This is a genomic window from Pseudoalteromonas arctica A 37-1-2 (genome assembly GCF_000238395.3).
GTDB lineage: Bacteria > Pseudomonadota > Gammaproteobacteria > Enterobacterales > Alteromonadaceae > Pseudoalteromonas > Pseudoalteromonas arctica.
The window spans coordinates 1-24498 of sequence record NZ_CP011026.1 but is presented as its reverse complement, the minus strand read 5'-3'; the positions used below and the strand labels follow the sequence as shown (position 1 = coordinate 24498).

22 protein-coding genes are annotated in these 24498 nt (G+C 39.0%); 10 read left to right on the top strand and 12 right to left on the bottom strand.

The genetic code is table 11. The features are described from left to right. Window positions 1-65 precede the first annotated feature (65 nt). The 4 genes from PARC_RS17615 to PARC_RS17600 are packed head-to-tail and all read left to right on the top strand — an operon-like array spanning window position 66 to window position 3425. Window positions 66-875 (top strand): heme/hemin ABC transporter substrate-binding protein, encoded by an 810-nt coding sequence (locus PARC_RS17615; RefSeq protein WP_010552892.1) that lies wholly within the window; start codon window positions 66-68, stop codon window positions 873-875. Further along, the gene (locus PARC_RS17610) at window positions 872-1924 is read left to right on the top strand and encodes a FecCD family ABC transporter permease (RefSeq protein WP_010552893.1); all 1053 of its coding nucleotides are present in this window, start codon (window positions 872-874) and stop codon (window positions 1922-1924) included. The genes PARC_RS17615 and PARC_RS17610 overlap by 4 nt, the downstream gene beginning before the upstream one ends. Next, window positions 1921-2709, top strand: a complete 789-nt coding sequence (locus PARC_RS17605; RefSeq protein WP_010552894.1) for an ATP-binding cassette domain-containing protein — start codon at window positions 1921-1923, stop codon at window positions 2707-2709. The genes PARC_RS17610 and PARC_RS17605 overlap by 4 nt, the downstream gene beginning before the upstream one ends. Further along, on the top strand, window positions 2706-3425 hold the full coding sequence (locus PARC_RS17600) for a HugZ family pyridoxamine 5'-phosphate oxidase (RefSeq protein ID WP_010552895.1): 720 nt from the start codon (window positions 2706-2708) through the stop codon (window positions 3423-3425). Before PARC_RS17605 ends, PARC_RS17600 begins: the two co-directional genes overlap by 4 nt. A gap of 66 nt (window positions 3426-3491) precedes the next feature. Here the strand turns inward: PARC_RS17600 and PARC_RS17595 are convergent, their stop codons facing one another. Beyond that, window positions 3492-4424 (bottom strand): ChaN family lipoprotein, encoded by a 933-nt coding sequence (locus PARC_RS17595; RefSeq protein ID WP_010552896.1) that lies wholly within the window; start codon window positions 4422-4424, stop codon window positions 3492-3494. A 281-nt stretch (window positions 4425-4705) separates the two neighbouring features. Between PARC_RS17595 and PARC_RS17590 the strand changes: the two genes are divergently transcribed. Then, window positions 4706-5506, top strand: coding sequence for a TIR domain-containing protein (locus tag PARC_RS17590; protein ID WP_010552897.1), 801 nt, complete (start codon window positions 4706-4708; stop codon window positions 5504-5506). A 56-nt stretch (window positions 5507-5562) separates the two neighbouring features. Then, window positions 5563-5943: a hypothetical protein gene (locus PARC_RS17585; RefSeq protein ID WP_010552898.1), complete on the top strand. Its 381-nt coding sequence runs from the start codon at window positions 5563-5565 to the stop codon at window positions 5941-5943. Between the two features lie 226 nt (window positions 5944-6169). Here the strand turns inward: PARC_RS17585 and PARC_RS17580 are convergent, their stop codons facing one another. Further along, a complete protein-coding gene (locus PARC_RS17580; RefSeq protein ID WP_002959229.1) occupies window positions 6170-6670 on the bottom strand; it encodes a lactoylglutathione lyase family protein in 501 nt (166 codons plus the stop codon). A gap of 114 nt (window positions 6671-6784) precedes the next feature. On the opposite strand from PARC_RS17580, the gene PARC_RS17575 reads away from it, so the two are divergent. Beyond that, entirely contained in the window at window positions 6785-7660 is an 876-nt protein-coding gene (locus PARC_RS17575) for a LysR family transcriptional regulator (RefSeq protein WP_010552899.1), read from the top strand. 61 nt (window positions 7661-7721) lie between these two features. Here PARC_RS17575 and PARC_RS17570 read toward each other — a convergent pair whose 3' ends face one another. Then, entirely contained in the window at window positions 7722-8399 is a 678-nt protein-coding gene (locus tag PARC_RS17570; RefSeq protein ID WP_010552900.1) for a haloacid dehalogenase type II, read from the bottom strand. An 80-nt stretch (window positions 8400-8479) separates the two neighbouring features. Then, the gene (locus tag PARC_RS17565; RefSeq protein WP_010552901.1) at window positions 8480-9256 is read right to left on the bottom strand and encodes a DODA-type extradiol aromatic ring-opening family dioxygenase; all 777 of its coding nucleotides are present in this window, start codon (window positions 9254-9256) and stop codon (window positions 8480-8482) included. Between the two features lie 106 nt (window positions 9257-9362). Here PARC_RS17565 and PARC_RS17560 point away from each other — a divergent pair, with 106 nt between their 5' ends. Continuing rightward, window positions 9363-10265, top strand: a complete 903-nt coding sequence (locus tag PARC_RS17560) for a LysR family transcriptional regulator (RefSeq protein WP_010552902.1) — start codon at window positions 9363-9365, stop codon at window positions 10263-10265. A gap of 37 nt (window positions 10266-10302) precedes the next feature. Here the strand turns inward: PARC_RS17560 and PARC_RS17555 are convergent, their stop codons facing one another. Then, complete coding sequence (locus tag PARC_RS17555; protein ID WP_007583664.1) at window positions 10303-11184, bottom strand: LysR family transcriptional regulator; 882 nt, start codon at window positions 11182-11184, stop codon at window positions 10303-10305. Between the two features lie 90 nt (window positions 11185-11274). Between PARC_RS17555 and PARC_RS17550 the strand changes: the two genes are divergently transcribed. Further along, entirely contained in the window at window positions 11275-11703 is a 429-nt protein-coding gene (locus PARC_RS17550; RefSeq protein WP_010552903.1) for a PACE efflux transporter, read from the top strand. A 460-nt stretch (window positions 11704-12163) separates the two neighbouring features. Here PARC_RS17550 and PARC_RS17545 read toward each other — a convergent pair whose 3' ends face one another. Then, on the bottom strand, window positions 12164-13330 hold the full coding sequence (locus PARC_RS17545; RefSeq protein ID WP_010552904.1) for an aldo/keto reductase: 1167 nt from the start codon (window positions 13328-13330) through the stop codon (window positions 12164-12166). Window positions 13331-13681: 351 nt separating this feature from the next. Then, on the bottom strand, window positions 13682-14920 hold the full coding sequence (locus PARC_RS17540; RefSeq protein ID WP_010552905.1) for an NADH:flavin oxidoreductase/NADH oxidase family protein: 1239 nt from the start codon (window positions 14918-14920) through the stop codon (window positions 13682-13684). A gap of 100 nt (window positions 14921-15020) precedes the next feature. Here PARC_RS17540 and PARC_RS17535 point away from each other — a divergent pair, with 100 nt between their 5' ends. Continuing rightward, window positions 15021-15428, top strand: coding sequence for a MerR family transcriptional regulator (locus PARC_RS17535; protein WP_007583676.1), 408 nt, complete (start codon window positions 15021-15023; stop codon window positions 15426-15428). Between the two features lie 352 nt (window positions 15429-15780). Here PARC_RS17535 and PARC_RS17530 read toward each other — a convergent pair whose 3' ends face one another. The 5 genes from PARC_RS17530 to PARC_RS17510 form a co-directional block, all read right to left on the bottom strand. Next, entirely contained in the window at window positions 15781-15951 is a 171-nt protein-coding gene (locus PARC_RS17530) for a DUF3185 family protein (protein ID WP_010552906.1), read from the bottom strand. 61 nt (window positions 15952-16012) lie between these two features. Then, a complete protein-coding gene (locus tag PARC_RS17525) occupies window positions 16013-17479 on the bottom strand; it encodes a DNA recombination protein RmuC (protein ID WP_007583680.1) in 1467 nt (488 codons plus the stop codon). Window positions 17480-18548: 1069 nt separating this feature from the next. Then, window positions 18549-21695 carry a DEAD/DEAH box helicase gene (locus tag PARC_RS17520; RefSeq protein WP_010552907.1) on the bottom strand — a complete coding sequence of 1049 codons (3147 nt, stop codon included), beginning with the start codon at window positions 21693-21695 and terminating at the stop codon, window positions 18549-18551. A gap of 426 nt (window positions 21696-22121) precedes the next feature. Then, complete coding sequence (locus PARC_RS17515) at window positions 22122-23084, bottom strand: transcriptional regulator (protein WP_010552908.1); 963 nt, start codon at window positions 23082-23084, stop codon at window positions 22122-22124. A gap of 15 nt (window positions 23085-23099) precedes the next feature. Beyond that, window positions 23100-24338, bottom strand: coding sequence for an AAA family ATPase (locus PARC_RS17510; RefSeq protein ID WP_007583176.1), 1239 nt, complete (start codon window positions 24336-24338; stop codon window positions 23100-23102). Window positions 24339-24498 lie beyond the last annotated feature (160 nt).

Sequence of the window (24498 nt, the reverse complement as noted above, 5' to 3'; positions counted from 1 at the left end):
TGATAATCATTTTCATTTAGATTTAACTAGTTATAATAGCCGAAAAATAAAAGCCGGAGTTTGTAATGAAATACCTATTTATATTGTTTGCTTTAGTCGCTCAACCTGCACTTGCACAGGAGCGCGTTATTAGTGCTGGCGGCACCCTTACAGAAATAATTTATGCACTGGGCAAACAAAGTACCCTTGTAGCAGTTGATCAATCTAGTATGTACCCGCAGCAAGCTACGCAATTACCACAAGTGGGTTATTACCGCGATTTAGCGGCAGAAGGCGTGCTTTCTATGCGCCCAACCACCTTATTAGCGCTTGAAGGCGCAGGGCGAAGCCAAGCACTTAAACAAATTGAGGCAACTGGGGTTAAACTAATTCATTATAAAAAGCCCACCTCAGTTAATGAGCTACTTGAGCTAATTAAACGCCTTGGTACCGATTTAAACGCCAAGCAAGAAGCGCAATCACTTATTACGCACATTACAGACTCATTACCTGAAAAAGCAAAAGCGCAGACACACAATGCGCTATTTTTACTCTCAGCTAATGAGCGCGGGCTTGTTGCCGCAGGGCAAGAAACCGTCCCTAATTTATTATTTAGCTATGCGGGCATTACTAATATAGGCGCTACACATTCAGGCTTTAAAGTAATTAATACCGAAGTACTTGCTGTAAATCAGCCTGACTTTTTAGTTGCGCCAAAGCATGTTGTACAAAGCATTGGCGGCAAGCAGGCTTTTTGTAAGCAACCGAACCTACGCTTATTAAAAGCTGCGCAAAGCTGTAACTTACTTGTTATGGATAGCCTGCTTTCGCTTGGCATGTCGCCACGTATTGCCACAGCAATTAATGAGCTTAACGAGTATAAAACCCGCTTATGAACACCCTAACATTGAGCCGCTTTGTGCCTATAACACTTAGCCAAACTCATAAATGGATGCTATTAGCCTCTGTTTGTATTTTTGCTTTGACGCTACTAAGCATTGGGTACGGCCCAGCAGGATGGGATTGGCGTTTAGCTATTGCTTGGCTTGCGCCCGAGTACTTTAATCAGTTTGATGCACTGCAAATAAATGTCGTAATGCAAATACGTTTGCCGCGTTTTGTGCTTGCTGTATTAGTAGGGTTGGTACTTGCCCAAACAGGGGCGGCAACCCAAGCGCTTTGCCGTAACCCGCTGGCAGACCCATCTATTATTGGCATTAGTGCAGGTGCGGCAATGGTTGCAGTGGCGTTTATTGCACTTAGCGCGCAGTTTAATTTTAACGCTCAGTTGTATTTACCTTATGCGTCGTTTTTAGGGGCGCTTGGTGTTACCTCGCTGGTATATTTTATTGCCAAGCAGCAGGGGCAAATTAATATCACCACACTTATATTGGTAGGAGTCGCTATTAACGCGTTAGCATTCGCTGTTATTGGGCTACTGAGTTTTTTTGCCGACGATAGCGCACTACGATTAATAAATTATTGGACCATGGGCTCATTAGGCGGAGCAAGCTGGAGCACGATTATTCAAGCTGCGCCGTTACTGTTTATCAGCCTAATTGGCCTGTGGCGGTTAAAAAACCCCATGAACTTACTCCTTATTGGCGAGTCACAAGCTCAGTACTTAGGAGTAGACACCAATAAGCTTAAATTGTATGTCATTATACTCGTTGCATTAGGGGTAGGTGCGGTTGTAGCGCTTACCGGTTTAATAGGGTTTGTTGGCTTGGTAGTCCCGCATATTGCCCGCTTAATGGTGGGGCCGCATTTACGTAATATGCTGCCGCTTTGTATGCTAATTGGCGTAGTGGTATTGCTACTTTCTGACTGGCTAGCACGTATTGTGATCATGCCATCAGAGCTGCCCATTGGCATTATTACCGCGCTATTGGGTGCGCCATTGTTTATTTATTTAATAGTGAAAAATAAGCGAGGTTGGTCATGATCACGTTTAACAACCTAAGCGTTGGCTTTGATAATCACAGCGTTTTAAACGCTATTAATGGCAGCGCTAAACAAGGGCAACTTGTAGCACTACTTGGTGAAAATGGCGCAGGTAAATCTACCTTGCTGCATACCTTAGCAGGTATGCACGCCTTTACAGGCAGTGTACTTTTTAATGCTAAGCCGCTGGCCTCTCACGCTAAAAAACGCCTAGCCACACAGCGCGCAGTTATGATGCAAGCTAACCACGTAGGGTTTGATTTTAATGTATTTGAGCTTATTGCAATGGGTCGCTATCCGTATGTAGAGTCATTAAAAATGCAAAGCGAAAAAGTACATAAATACGCCGCTATTATGGATTTAAACCAGTATTTAACTCGCCGCGTAAGTGCGCTTTCGGGCGGAGAGCAACAACGAGTGCATATGGCGCGTACTTTAGCGCAGCTCGATGCCTTTACACAATCGGCCGAGCCAAAACTAATGCTACTCGACGAGCCTACATCAGCACTTGATATGCGCCACCAACATGCTTTGCTCAGCTGCGTTAAAACCTTTGTAGAACAAGGCAACAGCGCCATTATTGCAATACACGATCTAAATTTAGCCAGCCTGTATGCAACCGATGCTATTTTACTGCACAACAAAAAAGTGTTGCAAAGTGGGCTTATAAACACCGTATTAACAGAACAAAACTTACAACAAATGTACGCCATGAAACTGCACGTAAATCCTCATCCTTATAACGATGCACCCATGGTTTTTTCTCAACGTCAGGAGTTTTTATGAGAGAGCAAGCATTAAACGATTCACGCACCTTGGTTTACAAAACCAATGCGGGTGTCATGTCGACTATTTCGAATAATTTACGCGGCTACCCGTTTGGCTCAGTAACCCCCTATATGTGCGACGAACAAGGCCGTGTTTACTTTTTTATTAGCGATATAGCCCAGCACACTAAAAATCTAAAGCACGACTCACGTATAAGCCTTACCGTATTTGATGCCGCCGACAGTGGCGATCAAAACGAGCACGGCCGCGTAACGCTCGTAGGTGATGGCTCTGTTGTGCCAAGTGAGCAAGCACACACTTTACTTGATAACTATATTGCCCTATACCCCGAAGCTGCTAGCTATCGCAATGCGCACGACTTTCAATTATGGCAATTAGACGTAATTCGAGTGCGTTACATTGGTGGCTTTGGCAAAATATTTTGGCTTGAGCAAAACGAATGGCAGGATGAGGCAAAAAACTGGGATGAAAACCAGCAGCAAAGCATGATAAGCCACATGAACGACGACCATCAAGATGCTATGTCGCTCATATTAATGCAGCACTACAGCGTAGCTGATAACACCCCAATAATGAGCGGTTTATTACCCACTGGTTTTTATATACAAAGCCAAAAGCGTAATTACTTTATTAACTTTAATACCCAGTGCAACAGCCCGTTAGAGGTTCGTAAAACGCTGGTTGCGCTAACCAATCAAGCACGCAATAACTAAACTAAATACATGACGACATAGTTAACCTGAGCTCTGGTTAAGAAATTCACCAACTATGTCGTCATTTTATAAGCAAACTGTTTGATCGCCTCGTTTAGCTAAAGCTTTAAAAGCGGCTTGCTGATGCTGTGTTTGTACATAACGGGGTGGCAAAGGGTTAACTTGCAACTGATACCCTGTTTGGTTAGCTTGCACACTTGTAACCGGCGATATCCACACAACATTTAGCTCTGGCGCTAAACGCTTAATAACGCGCGCTATACCTTCGCCATTTTTCACATGAAAATCGCCCGCTATATGCATTACCTGCGCATCTTTATGATTATTTAAATAGTTAACGATAGACTCCCCCATGGTTTCATCCCAGGTAACTTGCGCAGCATAATAATTTTCGTTTTGACTTGGCGTGCCATGGTGCATTGAGGTCATAAAACGTTGTTTATAATCACTGGGGGATGTATCAATAGTGGCTGCAATATAGCTCTGCTGTGTTTCATCAAGTTTACTTAGGTAACTTATGCCTTGCCTGCCAATACAGGTGACTATATTTTTAGGGGCATTTGCAGCTATTACATCGCTATTGTTCGTTTTTGCCAGCTCTACCAGCGCACGGTAATCACTTTTGTAATTTGGCCACGCTTGGGTGTTATCAATTAAGTATTGCTCACCAATTTCACCTTTAACATACTGGTTTAAAATAGGCTGATCCGCGCGGCTAAATTGCTCAAGCGACAGCGCAGTGCGTTTATTACTTTTGCTTAATTGCTCAAATAACTCAGTCTGAAATAAATGCACGCCCGGATGTGTATGCAATTCACCCACTAAAACCACATCGGCATTTAATAACTTGGGCTCTAATAATACAGAGCTAACAGGCTTTGCTTGTGCATTATAAAGCGCAGTGTAATAAAGCGATGAGCTTTTATTAGGCACCATGGCTGTTGTGCTACAACCACTCAAACCCATAACTAACGCCAGAGTTAACATAGACTTTTTCATACACACCTTTAAAACCCTTTAATGCAAATAATTATCAATATCATATACTTGTAATACCTATTAAGCCAGCCAAACTGCTGCTTACTTACATAATCAAGGAAATGAGCGAAACGCGCATTTATATGCCTTAACTTTGCTTGTAAATATTAAATAGCTTTTGATAGCAATGCCTTAGGTAATTTGTTAAAACTGTATAAAGTAGAAAATGAGCGTGACAACCGCAGGAATATACGCAAAATTGTTGTGCTTTTAAGTTCTAGATTGAATTATAGGAGATCTAATTGAGTATTGAATTTTTAGAAACGGATTTCGATAAGGTTAGCTACCTTTTGAATTTGCTCACTGCAAGAGCAACTGGACTTGCATCTGACTCAGGTGAATTTGAAGCATTACGCTCTGAATTGCTGAGTAATTCTAATCTTGCACCAATGCTTCCTCAGTGGTTACGACAGCACCGTAATTTAGATTCATTTTGGGGGTTTATTCAGCCAAAATTTAGTAGTTACGCCGAAAGACGTACGTATTTATCTGGTGAGTTCACACCAATATTAGATCAATTGGAGTTCGGGGAACCAACTCAGGGAGTAATGCCAACTACTACAAATACACCAGTGCCTCCAGCTAAAGAAGTTCCTCGTAACAAACGGAAAGTGTTTATTGTTCATGGACATAACAACGAAGTAAAACAAGAAGTAAGTCGCTTTGTCGAGCAACTTGGTTTAGAAGCTATTATCCTGCATGAGCAAGCTAACGCAGGAATGACAATTATTGAAAAAATTGAACATTATTCAAATGATGCTGATTTTGCTCTTGTTTTATATACTCCATGTGATTTAGGGAGAGCTATAACAGAGCCAAACCCTCCAAAAAATAGAGCACGACAAAATGTAGTGTTTGAACATGGTTACCTTATTGCGAAGCTTGGTCGAGAAAATGTCTGCCCTTTAGTTAAAGGGGCTCTTGAAACTCCAAATGATATAAGTGGTGTTTTATATGTCACTATTGATGATCCTGGTGCATGGAAAAACCAAGTAGCAAAAGAGTTAGTTCAATGTGGCTACACTTTAAAATCATTTTTCTAATAAGTATCAAAGACTAACGCTTACACAGGCGCTAGTCACTGGAGAAGGTTTAATAGATGGAACCAAATTATTCAGAATATTCTATTACTGAATTGCAAGAAGCTATCACGTCTATTGATAGGGCTTTGTACCCTGAACGCTTTGAGCTATTAAAAGCCGAACTATTAAATAGAGACGAGGAAGAGCATAATGCTTCTCAATTAGTAAGTCTTTCATCAAAGGACTTACTTATTAAGCTCAGCAATGCATTTTTTGTAATTCCGTTGATGATCTATGTAGGAGTAGATGCACTTAATAGCGGTGAAATACTCCTTAAAGGAGCAGCTATATCAAAAAATGAAAACTTTATATTATTTACATTAAGCGTAATGTTTTGTTTTTTAATCTCAGCGGTACTGACATGTAGCCTGTTTGTGGATAAGAGCAAAAGCTCCTGACAAATACATTATGTCGTTCATAAATTCACTAGGACACAGTTCGATTGGTAGTGTTTTTCTCGAGGTTGATAATATTTTCAACTCAGGGCAAAACATGCTGCACAAGCTAAGCAAAAACAAGTTATAGAGAATAAGAAGACGGTGAAGTGTATTTAAAAACTCTATAACTGAAACAAAAAGGCCGCAGTAATAAATACTGCGGTCTTTGTTTTTAGCTAAGTGCTATTTAGTAAGCGCCTGCGCTGTAAATAAGCTCGTAGCTGTGGCTGTAAATCTCAAGGATGTTACCAAACGGGTCTTCCATGTAGATCATGCGGTACGGCTTTTCACCCGGGTAGTAATAACGAGGGGCTTCCATACGTTTTTTACCGCCAGCTTCTACAATACGCTCAGCTAAACCTTCTACATCAGGGTCTTGAACACAAAAATGAAAGATGCCTGTTTTCCAGTATTCAAAATTGTCTTTTGGGTTTTCTTGGTTTTTAAATTCGAATATTTCGACACCAATACGATCCCCTGTAGATAGGTGTGCTATTTTGAATTTTTCCCACTTTTCGCCAAATACTTCTGTGCACATTTCGCCAATTGGGCTTTTGTCTTCGGTAATTAAAGTGGGTTCCATTATGGTGTACCAACCCATAACCTTAGTGTAAAACTCGACTGCTTTTTCAACGTCGGGAACCGAAATACCAATGTGCGAAAAACTACGTGGATATGTATGACTCATAATGCTTCCTCTTTAACTTGTGACTTATCTTGTGACTAGTTGATGGAGTTAGTTTACGAATCGACCAACATTAAGTAAAATTATCATTAATCATCATTTTGAGTACGTTTTGTAATGATAAATCCAACATGGTTAAATACGTTTTGTACTTTGGTTGAGGTAAATCATTTTACCCAAACCGCTGAGCGCCTTTATATGACCCAATCTGGTGTAAGTCAGCACATTAAAAAGCTAGAGCAACAAGTTAACTGCGCTTTGCTTGAGCGCCATGGTAAGCAGTTTTCGCTCACCCCTCAGGGTCAAAACTTATATCAGCAGGGCAGCCTGCTTCTTAAAGATTGGCAGTTTTTAGAACAACAATTAAAAGATGATTCGCCGTACAGCGGAGCGGTAAAGATTCAATCACCGGGCAGTTGTGGTTTAAAGTTTTATAATCAATTATTAGCACTGCAATCTGAGCATAAAGAGCTGATTATTGATTACCGCTTTGCGCCCAATGTAAGTGTTGAACAAGCTGTAGCAAACCACAGTGCCGACATCGGGTTTTTAACTCAAGCTCCAACATTTAGCGAACTAACCAGCCATAAAATAAGCCAAGAGCCACTACTACTTGTAACGCCTGCAGGTATAAACATGCCTAATTGGCAAACCCTGTGTGAGCTAGGGTTTATTGCTCATCCCGATGCAAGCCATCATGCGCAGCTACTACTAAGCGAAAACTACAGTGAGTTTGAGCATATTGACCAAATAAGACGTACGGGATTTTCTAACCAAATTAGTTTGATACTAGAACCTGTAAGCTTAGGGCTGGGTTTTACGGTATTACCTGCTCATGCTGTTGGCGCATTCAATAAGCCCGCGCTTATTAAAACGCATCATTTAGAATGTCCGGTTAGTGAATCTATTTATGTGTGCCATCATCGAAATAGGCCGTTGGCAAAACGTATGAATACAGTGATTGAGCTAATAAAGGCGGGAGTAAATAGTTAAAACGTAAACCCCCTTTACACCCACGGCACTTAATACCATAAGCAAAAGGGGGAATAGAAAATTAGTTAACGCTTTCTAATTTTGCTTTTAAATCGAGTAAATCGGTTGCAATAGTATTTGGCTGTATTTCCCACGGATCGAAGATTGAGTCTTTAGATCGTTGAATCCACGCCGCGCGCATGCCGTGCGATATGGCACCGGTTACATCAAACGGGTTACTTGATACAAGCCACGTGTTTGCGCCTGTTGAATTGGTTTCGCGTAAGAAGTGGCTATAAACCCCTGGGTTTGGTTTAAAGGTTTTAACGTCGTCGGCACTTACTACCCCTTCAAAAAGCTCACTAATGCCAGCGGTTTCTAATAAGGTATGAACTGCGTCGGCAGCTCCGTTTGAAAATGCAAACAAACGGTAATCCTTCGCTTTTAATTGCTCAAGGCCTGCTTTTACATCATCGAACGCAGGAAGCGTTTTATAAAGCTCTAGCAGTTGCCCCTTTTGATCTTCACTTAGCTCGGTTTTGTGCGCTAAGCAGGCGTAATCGAGTGCGTGTTTTGTACATAGCGAAAAGGGAATATAATTTTGCATTAATCCACGTCTAAATGAATACTCTAATTGCTTTTCGCGCCATGTATTTGAAAATGCTTGGGCGTTATCGCCAATCATGTCGTCGAGTAAGGACAGCACGCCCTGAGTGTTTATTAGCGTACCGTATACGTCAAATGCAAGTGTAGTTGCCATGTTTGCTCCGCAATAAAATAAATTAAGTTGGTTTTAGAGTACTTGCTTACAGCTTAACTTAATTTGAACGAACGCTCAAATTAATAAAACTTATAAGCATCGAGTGCTAAAATATCCATTTCTATATCTTCATGTATTTTTTCAACTTTACCGTCACTACTTCCAAGCGCTGCAAAAAGAGGTAAAAAGTGCTCCTGGGTAGGGTGATTAAATAAAGCATGGGGTGCTTCATTTAAATAGTTAAGTAACGCTTGGGTGTTTTGCGCTATTAATTTTTGCTCAACCCAATGAGTAAACTCATTAACCATTTGAACACGATTAGGTGTAGCAGGGCTTTTAAATATTTCACGTAGATTGTGACTAATACCGCCGGAGCCAATAATTAATACGTTATCGCTGCGCAGTGGTGCAAGTAACTGTCCGTATTTATACATCGCCTGAGCGCCTAAACGCGTGTTAATAGACACCTGAACAATGGGAATATTAGCTGTTGGGTACATTAAGCGCAGCGGGATCCACACACCATGATCCCACCCTTGATCTGCACTTTTCACCGTTTTAATCCCCGCTTTGTAAAAGTACTCACTAATAGTATTAGCAAGCTTAGGGTCTCCTGGTGCTGGGTATTGAATTTCATACAGGGGCTTGGGGAAGTTATAAAAGTCGTGAATAGTATGCGGCGCATCTCCGGATGTAATAACTATATCGTGCTCTTCATCAAAGTGGGCAGAAAACACCACAATAGCACGAGGCTTACTAAGCGTTTGACCTAATGATGCAAAAAAATCTGACGTAGCCGATTGCTGAACAGCCATCATTGGCGAGCCGTGAGATATAAATAAAGCAGGCTGAGTCATACTAAAACCTTAAACAAGTAGATGCGTTATAAACACTATATAAGTTTCTATTTTGACGATAAATATGATACTTATTTATACATTATCAACAAAGCATTGTTAAAAAATGGATAAGCTCACCACCATGAAGACCTTTTTAGCCGTTGTGCAAGAAGGCTCGTTTTCAAAAGCGGCCGATAAACTCGATATTTCGCCGCAGTTAGTCAGCAAATATATTTCTGCATTGGAAGATAATCTACGCACGCGTTTATTACATCGTACAACGCGAAAAGTAAGTGTTACAGAGGCTGGAAATCAGTATTATCAGCGTTGTCAGCAGGTGGTTATTGATATTGAAGACATGGAAAACTCACTAAACAACTTAAGCGAAAATGTATCGGGTGTGCTTAGTATTAGTGCGCCTATGTCGTTTGGTACTAAGCATTTAGCAGGTTTGTTGGTTGATTTTCAAAAGCAGTATCCAAATTTAAAGTTAGATTTACGGCTCACCGACCAATATGTAGATATAGTAGAGCAGGGTATTGATATTGCTCTGCGCATTGGCGTATTAAAAAATTCAACGTTGATAGCTAAAAAAATTGCACCTATAAACCTAGCGGTGTTTGCGTCACCCGATTATTTAAAACGCCATGGCACGCCACAAACACTGCTAGATTTACAATCACATAATTATTTACGCTATTCCCACAGCGAGCCCACAAAACGATTATTTGGGGTTAATGAGTTAAAAAGCGAGCTAAAGCTTGAAAGTAACTTTGTGGCTAACAATGGTGATTTGCTACTAAATACAGCCATTGCTGGAGGTGGTATTGCTATGCAGCCCACATTTATTGCTGGCGAAGCGCTGGCTCAAGGCAAAGTAGTGCGCATTTTAAAAGACTATGAACCCGAGCCAATGGGGCTTTACATGGTGTATGCAAACAGACAGTTTTTACCCAGTAAAGTACGTGCGTTTGTTGATTTTGCAAGTGGCTATTATGGCGATACACCTTACTGGGATTTAGCGTAATAAAAAGTAAACCGCCTAACAGGCATTATATAAAAAGCTAAATTTTTAAAAAATTCCGTAGTAAATTTCTTAGTACTTTAAACACCTCTTGATTACTGTGTTGCTGATGCTGTAATACATCAACATTAGCCAACCAACCCATTTCTTCAAACTCAAGAGGAAGTTTAACCAGCTCACCACTTTGTACTGCATCTACAGCTACATGGTTTGGTAATAAGCACCACCCGTTACCTTGTATTGCTAGCTCGAGTAATACAAAGTAATTATCGGCATACCAAATCTCTGGGCTAATTTTTAGCTGAAAGCTACTTGTTTGCGTATTGCGCGAACGAAGAAGAAGTTGTCGATGTAGCCGAAGGCCATCCATATTTTCACATCTGATCCCCGCTAAAGGGTGCGATTTAGCAACATATAAATCAAATTTTACTGATCCAATACATTCATAGTCTAAGTAACTCGGTATATTTAATTCACTAAAAATAATACCCGTTATAGGCTTTTCGCTGTTTAGCATGTCAATTATGTCATGGCTGGATGCACTTAAAAACTCAAGCGATACGTAAGGATACTTACTTTGCAGCTTGCTAATAATACTCGCGATAGTTTTAAACGGGATCCCTTCGTCAAGTGCGATAGTGATTTCGGTTGGTGTTTTTTCGTTTAGTGCTAATGCAGAGTTTGTTAATCGCTGGTGTTGATTGAGCACGGCCTTAGCCTGGGGTAGTAACTGTTTACCGGCTTCGGTTAATTGTGGATAGCGCCCTGTGCGCTCAAATAATGTCGCATTACAGTCTATTTCTAAATTAATAATATGCTGGCTTATTACCGACTGCGCTTTACTTAAACCGCGCGCAGCAGCTGAAAACGATCCAGCTTCAACGGTAGCCACAAATGCTTGAAGCTGTTCAATACTAAACATATCGCTTTTCCCGATACTAAGTAACTAACACATATCTGTATAATGAATGAAAATACAGCCATCGTCATCAACTTAAGAAGTTATTTATATATGAACACAGCAGAACGTATTTTTCAGGCACTAATATTTGAGATGATAGCATTATCTTTTGTTGTACCTGCATCATCTTATTTTGGTGGGTTTGCAACAGGAAAAATGGCAATAGTAGGTATTGGTTTATCAATCTTCGCCATGCTTTGGAATTACATTTACAACATAGTGTTTGATAAAATAGTTGGGCATAACCGAATCGAGCGAGGTTTAGTAACCCGCATTACGCATGCATGTGGCTTTGAGCTGGGTATGGTGGTTATAACGCTGCCAATACTTGCTTGGTATTTAAATATTACATGGCTAGCCGCTACAGCATTAGAAGCTGGCTTTTTAGTGTTTATACTCATATACACGTATATTTTTAATGTGTTGTACGATAAGTACCAACCTTACAAAAAATGGGTTAATAAATCGCAATGTGCTTGATATTTTTAAGTTTATAAAAGCAAAGTTGTGGGGTATTGAGATCGTTTTGGCAAAAGCGCAATGGCAATAAATAACGGTAAACGTGGTTTTTAATTAAACCAATTAGCACTGCTCAATTGACTAAGTAGTGCTAATTTACTATTTGTACAATTTACCGGCTAACTGTAATGGGGGTTTACAGTAACTTTTTACTTTATATATTTAGCTCTTTCAAAATGTTCCACACGCTCTCAGCACTAGGATGAAGTGCAGCATGTAGAGCTTGCTCACGCGAGAAACCGAGCTTTTGACACCTAATAACTAATTTTAAAAGCTAAGTTTAAAAACTTCGTTTTTAAACGCCAGCAAGCTGCGCTTATATAAATGCCCAACAATCGATATACTTACTACTAAGCGCTGCTTAAAAATCAACCACACTGACTATAACTAGGTGTGCCAAGCAAATGGCACACCTATTTTGTTATGCAGGTATGGGGGCGTTTTCTGCAATAAGCTGTTTAGATTTCAATTCACTCCAAAATTCGCTTGGTATGGTAACTTTCATTGAGGCTACATTAGCTTTAATTTGATCTGCCGTGCGTGCGCCAGGAATAATTGAGGATACCGTTGAAGGCGCCTCTGCGAATTGCAGTGCAGCTGTTTTAATATCAATCCCATGTTTAGATGCAATGTCGCTTATTGCATTAAATTTCTGCTGCATAGGCCCAGGAATTTTAGGTGAATAATTAAAGCGATTACGCCCGGCTAAAAAACCACCATTGAGCGGAGCACCAATGACTGCTGAAACACCTCGTTTATCAAGCATAGGAAAGGTTTTATCAAGTGCCTGCTTATGATCTAAAATTGAATATTGCAGCGCTAGTAAGCAAATATCAGGGTCTGACATATCAAGCGCTTTATAAATAGCATGAGGTGTATTTACTCCAAAACCCCAGCCTTTAATTATTCCTTCATCACGCATTTTAGTTAACTCAGGAATAGCCCCTTTTGCTGCCTGATCAAAATACTTAAGCCAATCATCTCCCATATCACTATTTTGCGGTGATAAATCGTGAATATAAACAATATCAAGTGAGGCAACACCAATACGATGCAACGTGTCTTCTATTGAACGGCGCGTACCTGATGCAGAGTAATCATATTTATAATGAAAAGGTGAGTGATCAGCCCAATGCCAACTATTTTCTAGAGGCTCTGCTGAAGGGGTAAGAAGGCGACCTACTTTTGAGGATAAAACATAATCTTCACGCTTTTTGTTTCGAAGTAAATCACCGAAGCGCCTTTCACTTAAACTCAAGCCGTAAAAAGGTGACGTATCAAAATGACGAATACCAGAATCCCATGCTGCATTTAGCATTGTTAAAATTTCTGCATCGCTTGATATAGTATTAAAGCCATTCCCAGCGGCAAGACCGCCTAAGCCCATTCTTGATTCAGGCCGGTAATGCTTAGCGTTAGTAACATCGTTTGTGGGCAGAGCAGCGCTTTTATCTATTGCTCCTTTAGTTTGCATAACACTGCCGTTAGACATTTTTACTTTTAATTGTTCAGCCAAAGCTGAAGCACTAAAAATAGAGCCTAAACTTAAAGCAGCGCCTGCTTTAATAAAATTTCTGCGAGATACCATGTAACTATTCTCCTTGAGTAAGGTTAAATATCTACGCTATAAACTAGTATAAATACCAACCAAACTCAAGCGGGAGAAAAACAATAAATATCAATACTTTCAATAAGATGACTAAATTAACAAACGCTGAACGCGCACTTTAATTAACATTTTAGAATGATTATTTTCTTTACTCGTACAGTACTTTAATATGCACAAAATAGTGCACTATAATAGCTTGATAAAAAAGCAAACTTCCAAATTGGTGCACGCCTTAATACTCATTTACACAACATAAAAATGGTTACATTTATTCAAGTGTAAAAATTAGTAAACAAAACCGGAATACATAAAAAGAGTGAATACCAAAGCTTAGTTAATCTCTCTAGCAAAGCGATTGCGGTAACGCTTAGTTAATTTAACCGAGCGTAGCTGGTTGCTAATTAAAGTAAATATTGGTGAAGCGTTTGTTTTTACAGGTTTGCCTTGGCCTAAACGGCGTATTTGCCTTTTTACCAGTGCCATAGTGGCAAGCCCTGCAAGGGTTTTATCTTGCCAAGTAACACTGGGTAATACGGCTAGTTGCAGTGGCTCATTTTGCCATTTGTTTGGTAAATTTGGTTGGTATGCAAGCGCAGTGGCAATACCCACGAGGGCCACTCCACTTTCAATCACGTTGTTGGCAATAGATAAGCGACTAATGCCGCCGGTGGTCATTATTGGGATTGATGAGCGGTGGCTAATCGCTTTAGCAAACTCTAAAAAGTATGCTTCGCGGGCAAGTGTGCGTTCGTCACCTGTTTTACCTTGCATGGCAGGGGCTTCGTAGCTACCACCCGATAACTCCACAAAATCAACATTGAGTTCATTCAATAAATCCACTACAACTTGCGCGTCACTGGGTTCAAACCCACCTCGCTGAAAATCAGCAGAGTTTAACTTTACCGAAACCGAAAGGGTGGGGGAGCAAGCTGCTTTAATACTGCGGGTTATTTCGAGAAGTAAACGGGCTCTATTTTGTAAACTTCCCCCCCATTTATCGTCGCGCTTATTGGTAAGTGGCGATAAAAACTGGGCAAGTAAATAGCCATGCGCTGCATGTATTTGTACGCCATTAAAACCTGCTTTTTCAGCTTGTAGTGCAGTTTGCGTAAAGCGGGTAATAACATCGTCAATGTCGGTTTGCGTCATTGCCTTTGGTACGCCAAATAAGTGCGAGTGCTCACCCATATTAAGTGCAACACTTGACGCTGATATAGCCTTTCCACCCATTTTTTTAAATACTTGCCTACCAGGGTGATTAATTTGCATCACCACTTTGCAATTATTTTGCTTTGATAAACGAGCAAGCTCTGCAAAGGCAGTAATATCGGTACTTTGCTCAAGCACTAGGCCACCTGGGCCTGTCATCGCTAAATGATCAACCATTACATTGCCAGTAATAATTAGCCCTGTACCGCCTTTAGCCCATGCGCTATAAACATTTTTAAGTGCTTGGGAGGGCGTTTGGTCCTCTTGTGCTAGGTTTTCTTCCATAGCGGCTTTGGCAATACGATTTTTTAATACTAAACCACTTGGCAAGGTAAAGGAGGTAAACACAGGGTTGCGCATAATTATTGGCTAATTAAATTGACATTAAAACAACTATAACCTTAAAGTTAGCTTGAAGGTCAACCTACTAAGTTTATGTAAAGTGGAGTTATTATTAGTTATGAAAATAGGCGAACTTGCAAAACTTACCAACATACCTGCCAGCACTATTCGTTTTTACGAAAGCAAAGGGTTATTAGCACCAACCACTCGCAGTGCTAATGGTTATAGGCTTTACACCCAACAAAACTTAGAAAAACTGCAATTAATTAAATTTTCACAAAGCTTGGGGTTTTCACTCAACGAAATACCTTTATTACGTAACGAAAACGGCGAGCTAAACCACACAGTAATAATCGAACGTTTAGAAAAAAAACAAAAAGAAGCTGACATTTTGATTGAGCAAATGCAGAAAAAGTCACAGCGTATTGGCAGTTTAACTGCGTTACTAAACTCTTATTGGGATAAAGGCGAATGCCTGCCAGAAAGTAAATTAAATGAATTACTAGAAGTGATGGATTACAAATAAACTAATACAGCTTATTCAGGGCCTGTTTATCTTTTGAGGTTAAATTTGCAGCAGTATGTTTGGTATTTAGGCAAGGCAGAGTCTATGTAGTGTGGTTATTCCCCATAAACAGACGATAACGTAGTATAAATGCCAAACATGTGCTGCCCTAAGGGTTCTGCCTAGGGGCAATTTACTCTTTGTAGCTCGGTTTTTACTTATTATTACATGGATGTAAGCCATTAGAATAACGCAGGAGCAGTTATCGAGCCCACTAAATTACAAACCTCGCGCCGCGATTAAATAGCCCCTAGATTGAACAAATTTTATCCTGAGAGGTCAACAAGCCCCAGTAAGCTGTATTTTATTTATGTTACTTAAGCTTTTTAATGCCAATTAACACACAGATGGCACCGCCAATAATACCCGCCCATGCTTCTATTGGTGTATCACCACTAAATGCGCGGCTTAACTGCGAAGCCGCCGCATCATAAACGTCATATCCCCACATAATTAAAGCGATACCTATAATCTTATTATTCATAAACACCTCTGGTTTCTAACGTACATTATTTAACATACTTAATTGAAAACACTTAATAAATCTAATCAAGCTCTAGCTGCGCACGTTCAACGCTCTCACTAGGTAACTCTTTTTGTACCGATACACCAAGCTCTTTAAACTCTGATGCTTGTTTAATTAAATTACCTTTACCGCGGTATAATTGCGAGAACGCTTTGTCGTAACTTTCTTTCGCTTTATCAAGCTGCTTACCTACGCCTTCCATACTTAATAAAAAACCATTGAGCTTGTTATAAAAACGCTCAGCCCGATTTGCCAGCTCTTTTGAGTATTTGGTTTGCTCTTCAAAACGCCAAAGCTGTTTAACAATATTTAAACTAGTAAGCAGGGTAGTAGGTGTAGCTACCAGTATATTTTTTTCGATTGCTTGTTGGTAAATATCACTTTGATATTTAAGTGCTTCTACAAAAGCTGATTCTATTGGTACAAACATAACCACAACTTCAGGCGAATTAAGCCCTGGTAAACGGTCGTACGATTTACTCGCAAGCTCATTAATACGTGCTGTAACGGCGTTTACATGCTCTTTAATTGCTTGATTAGCATCTAGCTCATTTTCAGCGTTCACATAGCGTGTATAAGCATTTAATGATGTTTTAGCATCAATGACTAAGTGGCGGCCTTGTGGTAAGTAAACAACTACATCAGGGCGTAAGCGGCCATCTTCAGTGTTAAACGACACTTCGCGCTTATAATCAACGCCAGCACGTAAGCCAGCGCTATCTAAGACGTTTTCGAGCATGAGTTCGCCCCAATTACCTTGGGTTTTCTTTTGCCCTTGTAACGCGTTGCTGAGCTTGTCGGCTTGATCTGTTATAGCTTGGCTTTTAGCTTGCAAATGCAATAGCTCGGTTTTAAGCGCGGTTCGTTGTTTTATGTCTTCAACATGTATTGATTCCATTTTTTCTCTAAAGCCTTTTAGCTCGCCTTGAACCGGTTTTAATAATTGTTCAATGCTTTCTTGATTTAAGGTTTTAAAGCTTTGTGATTTTTCTTCTAGAATCTTATTGGCTAGGTTTTCAAATTCTTTTTTGAGCATATTTTTACTTTGCTCAATTTGCGCGAGTTGCTCGGTAAAGCTTTGTTGTTTTTGCTCGAGGGTGGTGCGCATATTATTATATTCAACATCGCGTTGATTATATTGCTCACGAAGCGCTGCAAGCTCGCCTTCGGCTTTACGCCAAAAGTGATTGTATTGAATGCTTTGTTTTTCTTGTTCGCTAAAACGCGTTTTAAAATGCTGGGCTTCATCGCGCTGTTCTTGGTGAGTATGTTCTAGCAGTTCGTGATCTTCTTGCAAGGCACTATATTGCAGCTCTTTATTATCAAATTGATTTTGTAATAGGGAAAGCTGTTGCTGCTGTTCGCTTATTTGTAGATGTAGCTTTTTGCGAAGCTGTGTTGATACAACGCCGTAAAATACAACGCCTAACGCAACACCAGCACCGGCGCTTAGCCAATCAATATTAGTGAGTACTTGAGTGAGCATAAAATAAACTTATAAAATTTAGAGACATGCCATCATAACCAATAACAAGCAATAGAAGTAGGGGAGCAAAGAAATTACAGACATAAAAAAACCAGCTCAAAATAAGCTGGTCAAGTATTACTAAATTAAGTAATCAAAGGGAAAATCAACATGTGCCCGAGTAAGCTGCAACTTAAATACATAATCACCAAAATAACTAATATTACTGGGTGAGGCTATATAACAACAGGCATTAGAGTAGACCGGAAAACAAAATAATTAATTCAAATTAATTTACGAAAGATCATTTATTTTTATTCGGGTTGATTTAAACAAATCAAATTATAGGCATAAAAAAAGCCAGTTCAAAATGAACTGGCTTAATCATTACTAAAATTAGTAATCAAATAGGGGGAAATCAACATAAAACCTGTATTAACTGCAATTAATCAACAAGCATAATAGTAGACGCCGCTCTTTGAATTAAGTTCATAAAAAGATCAAAACTTTTAAAATAAAAATTGAATGCTAAATTTTGGACATAAAAAAAGCCAACTCAAAATGGGCTGGCTCAATCATTACTAAAATTAGTAACTAAATGGGGGGAATCAACATGAAAACTTGTATTAACTGCAATTAATCAACAAGCATAATAATAGACGCCACTTTTTTAATTAAGTTCATAAAAAAATAAAAACTTTTAAAATAAGTACTGCACACTAAATTTTGGACATAAAAAAAGCCAACTCAAAATGGGCTGGCTCAATCATTACTAAAATTAGTAACTAAATGGGGGGAATCAACATGAAAACTTGTATTAACTGCAATTAATCAACAAGCATAATAGTAGACGTCCGTTTTTTAATTAAGTTCATAAAAAAGTAAAAACTTTTAAAATAAGTGCCGAACGCTAAATTTTAGGCATAAAAAAAGCCAACTCAAAATGGGCTGGCTTAATCATTACTAAAATTAGTAACTAAATGGGGAATCAACATGATGCTTGTGCTAACTGCAATTAACCAACAAGCATAATAGTAGACGTCCGCTTTTTAATTAAGTTCATAAAAAGATCAAAACTTTTTAAATCAATTTAGTTTTTAATTAGCGATAACATTTGTTGTTCATCAAACTTTGTAAAGCTCATTGATTTATCAGTAAATAACGCATCTACAAGGGCTTGTTTGTCTTGTTGCATTTTAAATACTTTTTGCTCTATTGAATTACTCATTATGAGCTTATACACAAATACAGGGTTAGTTTGGCCAATACGGTAAGCTCTATCAGTCGCTTGTTTTTCTACAGCAGGGTTCCACCATGGATCAAAGTGAATAACTGTATCGGCTTGTGTAAGGTTAAGGCCTGTACCGCCAGCTTTTAAGCTAATTAAAAACACTGATGTTTTACCACTGGTAAACTCGTCGATTACTTTATCTCGGTGGCGCGTTTGGCCCGTAAGCATACTAAAGTTAATGTTTATTTCTTCGAGGCGTTGGGCTATTAAATCAAGTGCCGATGTGAACTGACTAAATATAATAATTTTACGACCGAGACTTAACATAAGCGGTAAGTGTGTTGTTAACCATTCAAGCTTAGCAGAGCCTGCTTGAGTGTCTGGATCTATTAATTTAGGGTGGCAACAAATTTGCCTTAACTTTAAAAGTGCCTCTAAAAATGCAAGTTTACTTTTTTGTGCGCCTTGTTCGGCAAATAAGTCTATTAGCTTCTCTTCTAATGAACGTGTAATACCTTGATACATTTCTTTTTGCTTAGGCTCAAACTCAAACTCTTTAGTTAGCTCTGTTTTTTCAGGCAGCTCTTGCGCTACTTGTGCTTTAGTGCGGCGCATTATAAAAGGCATAATTAACGCTTTTAACTGCTCAGCTCTCTCCATATCAGCTTCACGCTCAATAGGCGTTTGAAAGTGCTGCTTAAAGTGGGCTTGAGACCCAAGTAACGATGGCATAGCAAAATCGAGTAACGATTTAAGCTCAAGTAAATTATTCTCGATTGGAGTACCACTTAAACAAAGTTTAAAGTCGGCATTTAAGCGTTTAACTAATCGCGAAACCTGTGCGGTATCGTTTTTAATGTATTGTGCTTCGTCGAGGATTATATTTTCAAAATATAATGGCGAATAATATGCAATATCACGCTTTAAAAGTGGATATGTAGTAAGTATACACTGCGCTTGCGCTAAGTGCTGTAAAGGATCGTTACGATTTGAACCAAAAATAGTGGTGACTTTTAAGCTTTTAGCAAACTTAATAATTTCGTTTTTCCAGTTACTCACCAAACTAGTTGGACACACTATAAGTGTAGGGCCCGCTTGCGGGCGGTTAAATGTACTGGCTAAAAATGCAATAACTTGCAAGGTTTTACCCAGGCCCATGTCATCAGCTAAAATACCACCTAATTGGTGACGTTTTAAAAAGCTAAGCCAGTCAACACCTTGCTGTTGGTACTCACGAAGTGTTACTGAGTCATTTAAGCCATGTAATGAAACCTTAGTAATTGCTTTATCGGGACTATTTAGCTCTTGTAAGTATAGCTCTAATGAGTCGTCGTGAAGCTCTACGTTTATAGCAGTGTGCTTTACTAATTCAGGTAAATACGAAAGCGGAATATTAAATTCGTCTCGTGTTTTTACAAATTCAAAACGCTCTTTAAATTCATTTAATAAGTTAATTGCTGACTTATTGATAACCCCAAATTCACGACCAAGCGGATAGTAGTAAAATAGTTCACTTTGGCGATTTAATGACTGATATAGCGGGTCAGTATTAGTAAACAACAGCGATGCCTTAGCATCACATAGCAATACTTTGCAGTGCATTTGATGCCCTGCTGCGCGGTGTACATGTAAACTAACTTCACACTGCGGATTAGGACTCGTTACTTTACTTACACTTACTTGCCAACCGCGTTGCTTAAAGCCAGGGAATACTTCGTATATTAGCCAATGCAAATGGATTGAAGACTGCTTTGTAAATACCAGTTCACTTTGTAAACCCCCTTTACAAAATTCAAATCCTAAGTTAATTAGCTCGTTAGTTACAGTATTTTCAAATGCACTATTAATCGTACTTGCAGGTGCAGCACCTGCTAAATAGTTTTTATTTTTATACTTAAATAACAACGAAAGAGATAAACCTTGATCGCCCATAGTTACTTTTAAAACAGCATTACTAGAGATTTTAGGCAATGTTGGCTGTAAATTAGTAGGGTGGGGTATTACACCTGCACCAAAGTTATCGGCAAGCTGCTTGTATATTCTATCAAAATTAGCGTCATGCAAAGCAGGCATAGTTTGTAAATGTGCTATTTCGTCTGCACTCAATGGGGTGCGAAGACGGCCCGCTTTTAAATGATCTAAATCGAGGTAAGTAGGTGGTGTTGTTTTTAATAAAGCCCAGTTTTGTGTTTGCTCAAGCTTAATAACTAATTGTGAGAGATCTTTATCTTGCTCCCAACTAAAACTTAATGCTTGGCCAGATTGCGCTTTAATTGGTACTCGAGAACGCTGGAAAAACAGGCGTTCTGTAGCTATCAACTGTTGTAAGGCACTAAAACCCCACTGGCCTTTTAGCTCAATACTCCCAACTGCATTTTGTGAGCGTATCCAACTAAATAATCTAAAATCACTTTCGAGTAAGTCACTCGGCGTTACAAAACTATTTAACTGCTGCTCGGTCAGGTTTCGACCTAGCGTGTAATTCTTTTTAGTCTCAACATTCGCTATTTTAGGTGTTAAGAATACTTTGTTATTTTCAATATCTAATACAAATAATAATACTTGCGATGGCGTATTTTGATCACCACTTTTAAGTGCGCTTAATTCGCTAAACCAGTCATTAATAAAGTAATCTTCGCCATATTCACCAGAGTGCTCTATTTTGAGCTTAAATAAAATAGCAGCTAAGTGTCGGCATTTAGTTTTTGCATTACACGTACAATGCGTATCAACAGAATAACCAGTTGGTACTTTACTGATCTCAATACGTTGATTAAACGATGATCCATTATCCACTTGTACAGTAGAGTCGACTACAGAAAAATTAGGGGTGTGTTCTAGCCAAGTAATTTGACCTTTCTTGTAATATTCTTTGCCTTTATCTAAAACATTTTCACGGAAAAGTTTTTTAATAAAGCGTTCAGACAGAGGAAACTGGGTAGCCTGCTCATTTTTAATTTCTTCAAAAATAGCCATTAAATCATTTTTTGATAAGTTAGCAGACATGTCACTCTAAGCATTAAATTTTAAAAATAATCCTGCCAGTATATGCCTTATGTGCTCTGAGCTAAAGCACTATTAACAAGATATAAACTGGTTGGAGCTGATAACTTAGTAAAAAATCGGTTTGTAAGTAAAAATAAGCATCCAATTTTACAAAATAATATTTAAAACAACTGCAATGGTAGAAGTTACATATAGTTAGAAACATAAAAGTAAGCATTACAGATCACGATTTTACTAACAATAATAATAAATGAAGGAATGTAGCTAAAAAGAGGAGATTAGTTAGTAAAAAAGTGATCTTGAAGAAGGAATATGATTATTTGAAGAGGAAATAGGCTAGTAAAGATCAGATTTTTACTAACAAAACAATCTGCCAGATCACTATTTAACTAAGTAAATATGCCTGACAGATCATTATTTAACTAACTAATTAAAGGCACTTAATAACTTAGTTAATTGCTCTAAGCGCTTGTCTGTCATTACTTTATTATCAATTTTGATAGAGACATCACCGCTTTTTAAATTGCGTTGTACCGATATGAAGTTATTTTCTAGTACAGCTTCGCGCTTAACAGCTACTTGTGGCTCTGAAGTTAGGCATTTAGTGATCGCCATTGCACGCTTGTCGTCGCTTGTAATCGCATTTAACTCTTCATCACTAGCAAGGGCACTAACAAGTTGATTAAACGCCTCTTCGTCTCGCTCCTTTGCGCTAACAAGCTTTTTAGCGACTTCGCGACCTACGTGATTAGCAGTCGGGTAAAGTGCAATGACATCAGCAGGAATTTGCTCATAAGCTTTAATTGCATCTGCAATTGCAGTATGCGATACACCTTCTATCGCGGCAATCTCTCTATAAGATCCTTTTTTACCTTGCTCAATAAGTTCATTTTTAGTTTGTTGGTATGCTTGGCCAAGCTCCCATAAACTCGGAGCAATGTATTGATCTGAAGATACCGCTAAAATTTTTGCATCTTGATCAGTAAAATCGCTTGAACTAAGTACTAAATAATCTGCGTTACCTAAAATACAGGCCATACGACGACGTGAACCTGCCAGAACCAAACTTTTGTCACCTTGATCCCAAAGTAGGGCAGGATGTTGATTTCGGCCATCCTCACGAATTGCAGGAAGAATGTCTGATACTGACTTTTCGTTTAGAAGTGCTTGTACACGACGATTTTTGCCATATACACCAGTGGTAGATTCAATATCAGCATGTGCGATCACTTTACAAACAAGCGTAATTTGACGAGCAGGGTCACTCGGTGCAGGCATTCTAATTACATCGCCAGCATTCGCTTGTTCTAGTAATGCATCAAGACTACTGCTGCCTACAGCAGTTGCAAATGGATCTAAGCGGGTGTCATTTTTACGTTTTTTAGCCATTTTTATTTAACATCCTTACTTAGGGGTATTGAGTGTTGATTGAGTTGACTGCCAATTTGAACGAATAAGCATTTCTAGCTCATCGACCACATCTTTAATATTTTCTTGAGCGCGCATTAATGACTCACGACTTGCTAAGCTGTCTGATGCTTTTTGATCAAAAATAGTGTTGAAAGACGATGAACTAGCGGTAATCGCGGAGCTGTGATTGATTGGGTAGCTCATTACTTGGCGACCAAATGCACTACGAACATCTTTAACGATATCGCGCTGTGAGTGATTACCTTTCACATAGTTGGTCACTAAAAATTGCATAAAGTCCCAGCCCTCATGGCCAAGTGCTGCAACTGTATGGTAAATCTCACCTAGTCGTTTTAAATATTTGTTATTAGCATCAAAATCTACAGCTTCCGGATGAACAGGAATAAGCATCGCAGTAGAGGCCATTAATGCATTATAAAACATAAAGTTAAGGGTAGGTGCTGTATCAATTAAAATAATATCAAACTCGTCTTTAACCGGATCAATTACTTTCTCAAGTAACTTGTGGTAATGGCGAGTTTGCTCATAATTTGAGGTATCTTTGAGCAATGTTGCCGTTTCATGCTCAAAGTAAAAGTCATCCATACCCGATGGTAATACACGAATATTTGGGATATGCGTTGGTAAAAATGAGTTAGACACAAATTCAGGCCATGTTTCACCCTCGTCTAAATCTATGCAATCACGCATTAAATCACCAACAGTAATCGGATCGTGCTCACTTGAAGGAAAAAAGCTTGAAGAAGAGCCTTGTGGGTCTAAATCTATAATACCAATGCGATAACGTTTAATATTTGTAGTTGCAAGCGCTGCCGCTATATTAACCATACTGGTAGTTTTACCGCAGCCGCCTTTGAGAGAATTAATTACAATAACTTGCAGTTTGTCATCACCAGTACGATGGTCTGGTTTAATGTCCATAATATCGGCCATAGCAAAAATATTTACTAATGTGTAAGCATAGTGACCGTTAGCACCGCGTTTTATGTTTAAATCATCGAAGTCGCCATTATCATGACGTCTTTTTAAAGTACGATTATTACAACCTAATAAATCAGCAGCTGCTTTTTGCGTATACGTTCTTAATTCTTTTTCTTCTGATTTAAGATGGGCACGGTAGTGCTGAATACGTCCTTCTAATGATTTTTCAGCAACTTCAGCTGTGGCTTTCAAAAGCCGATAGGTACTTAATGCGTTATTGTTGATAGACATACTTTCTTCCTCAAAGTTAGGCAGTTAGTATAATGTCCATTCAAATAGCTGTAAACAACTATTTAAGACGACATGCATTTTAAAAACAAGACATCTAAAAATATTTTTACACCTTTAATATTGCTTAGTATAAATAAAGAAGTTTAAAGGTGGTTAAATA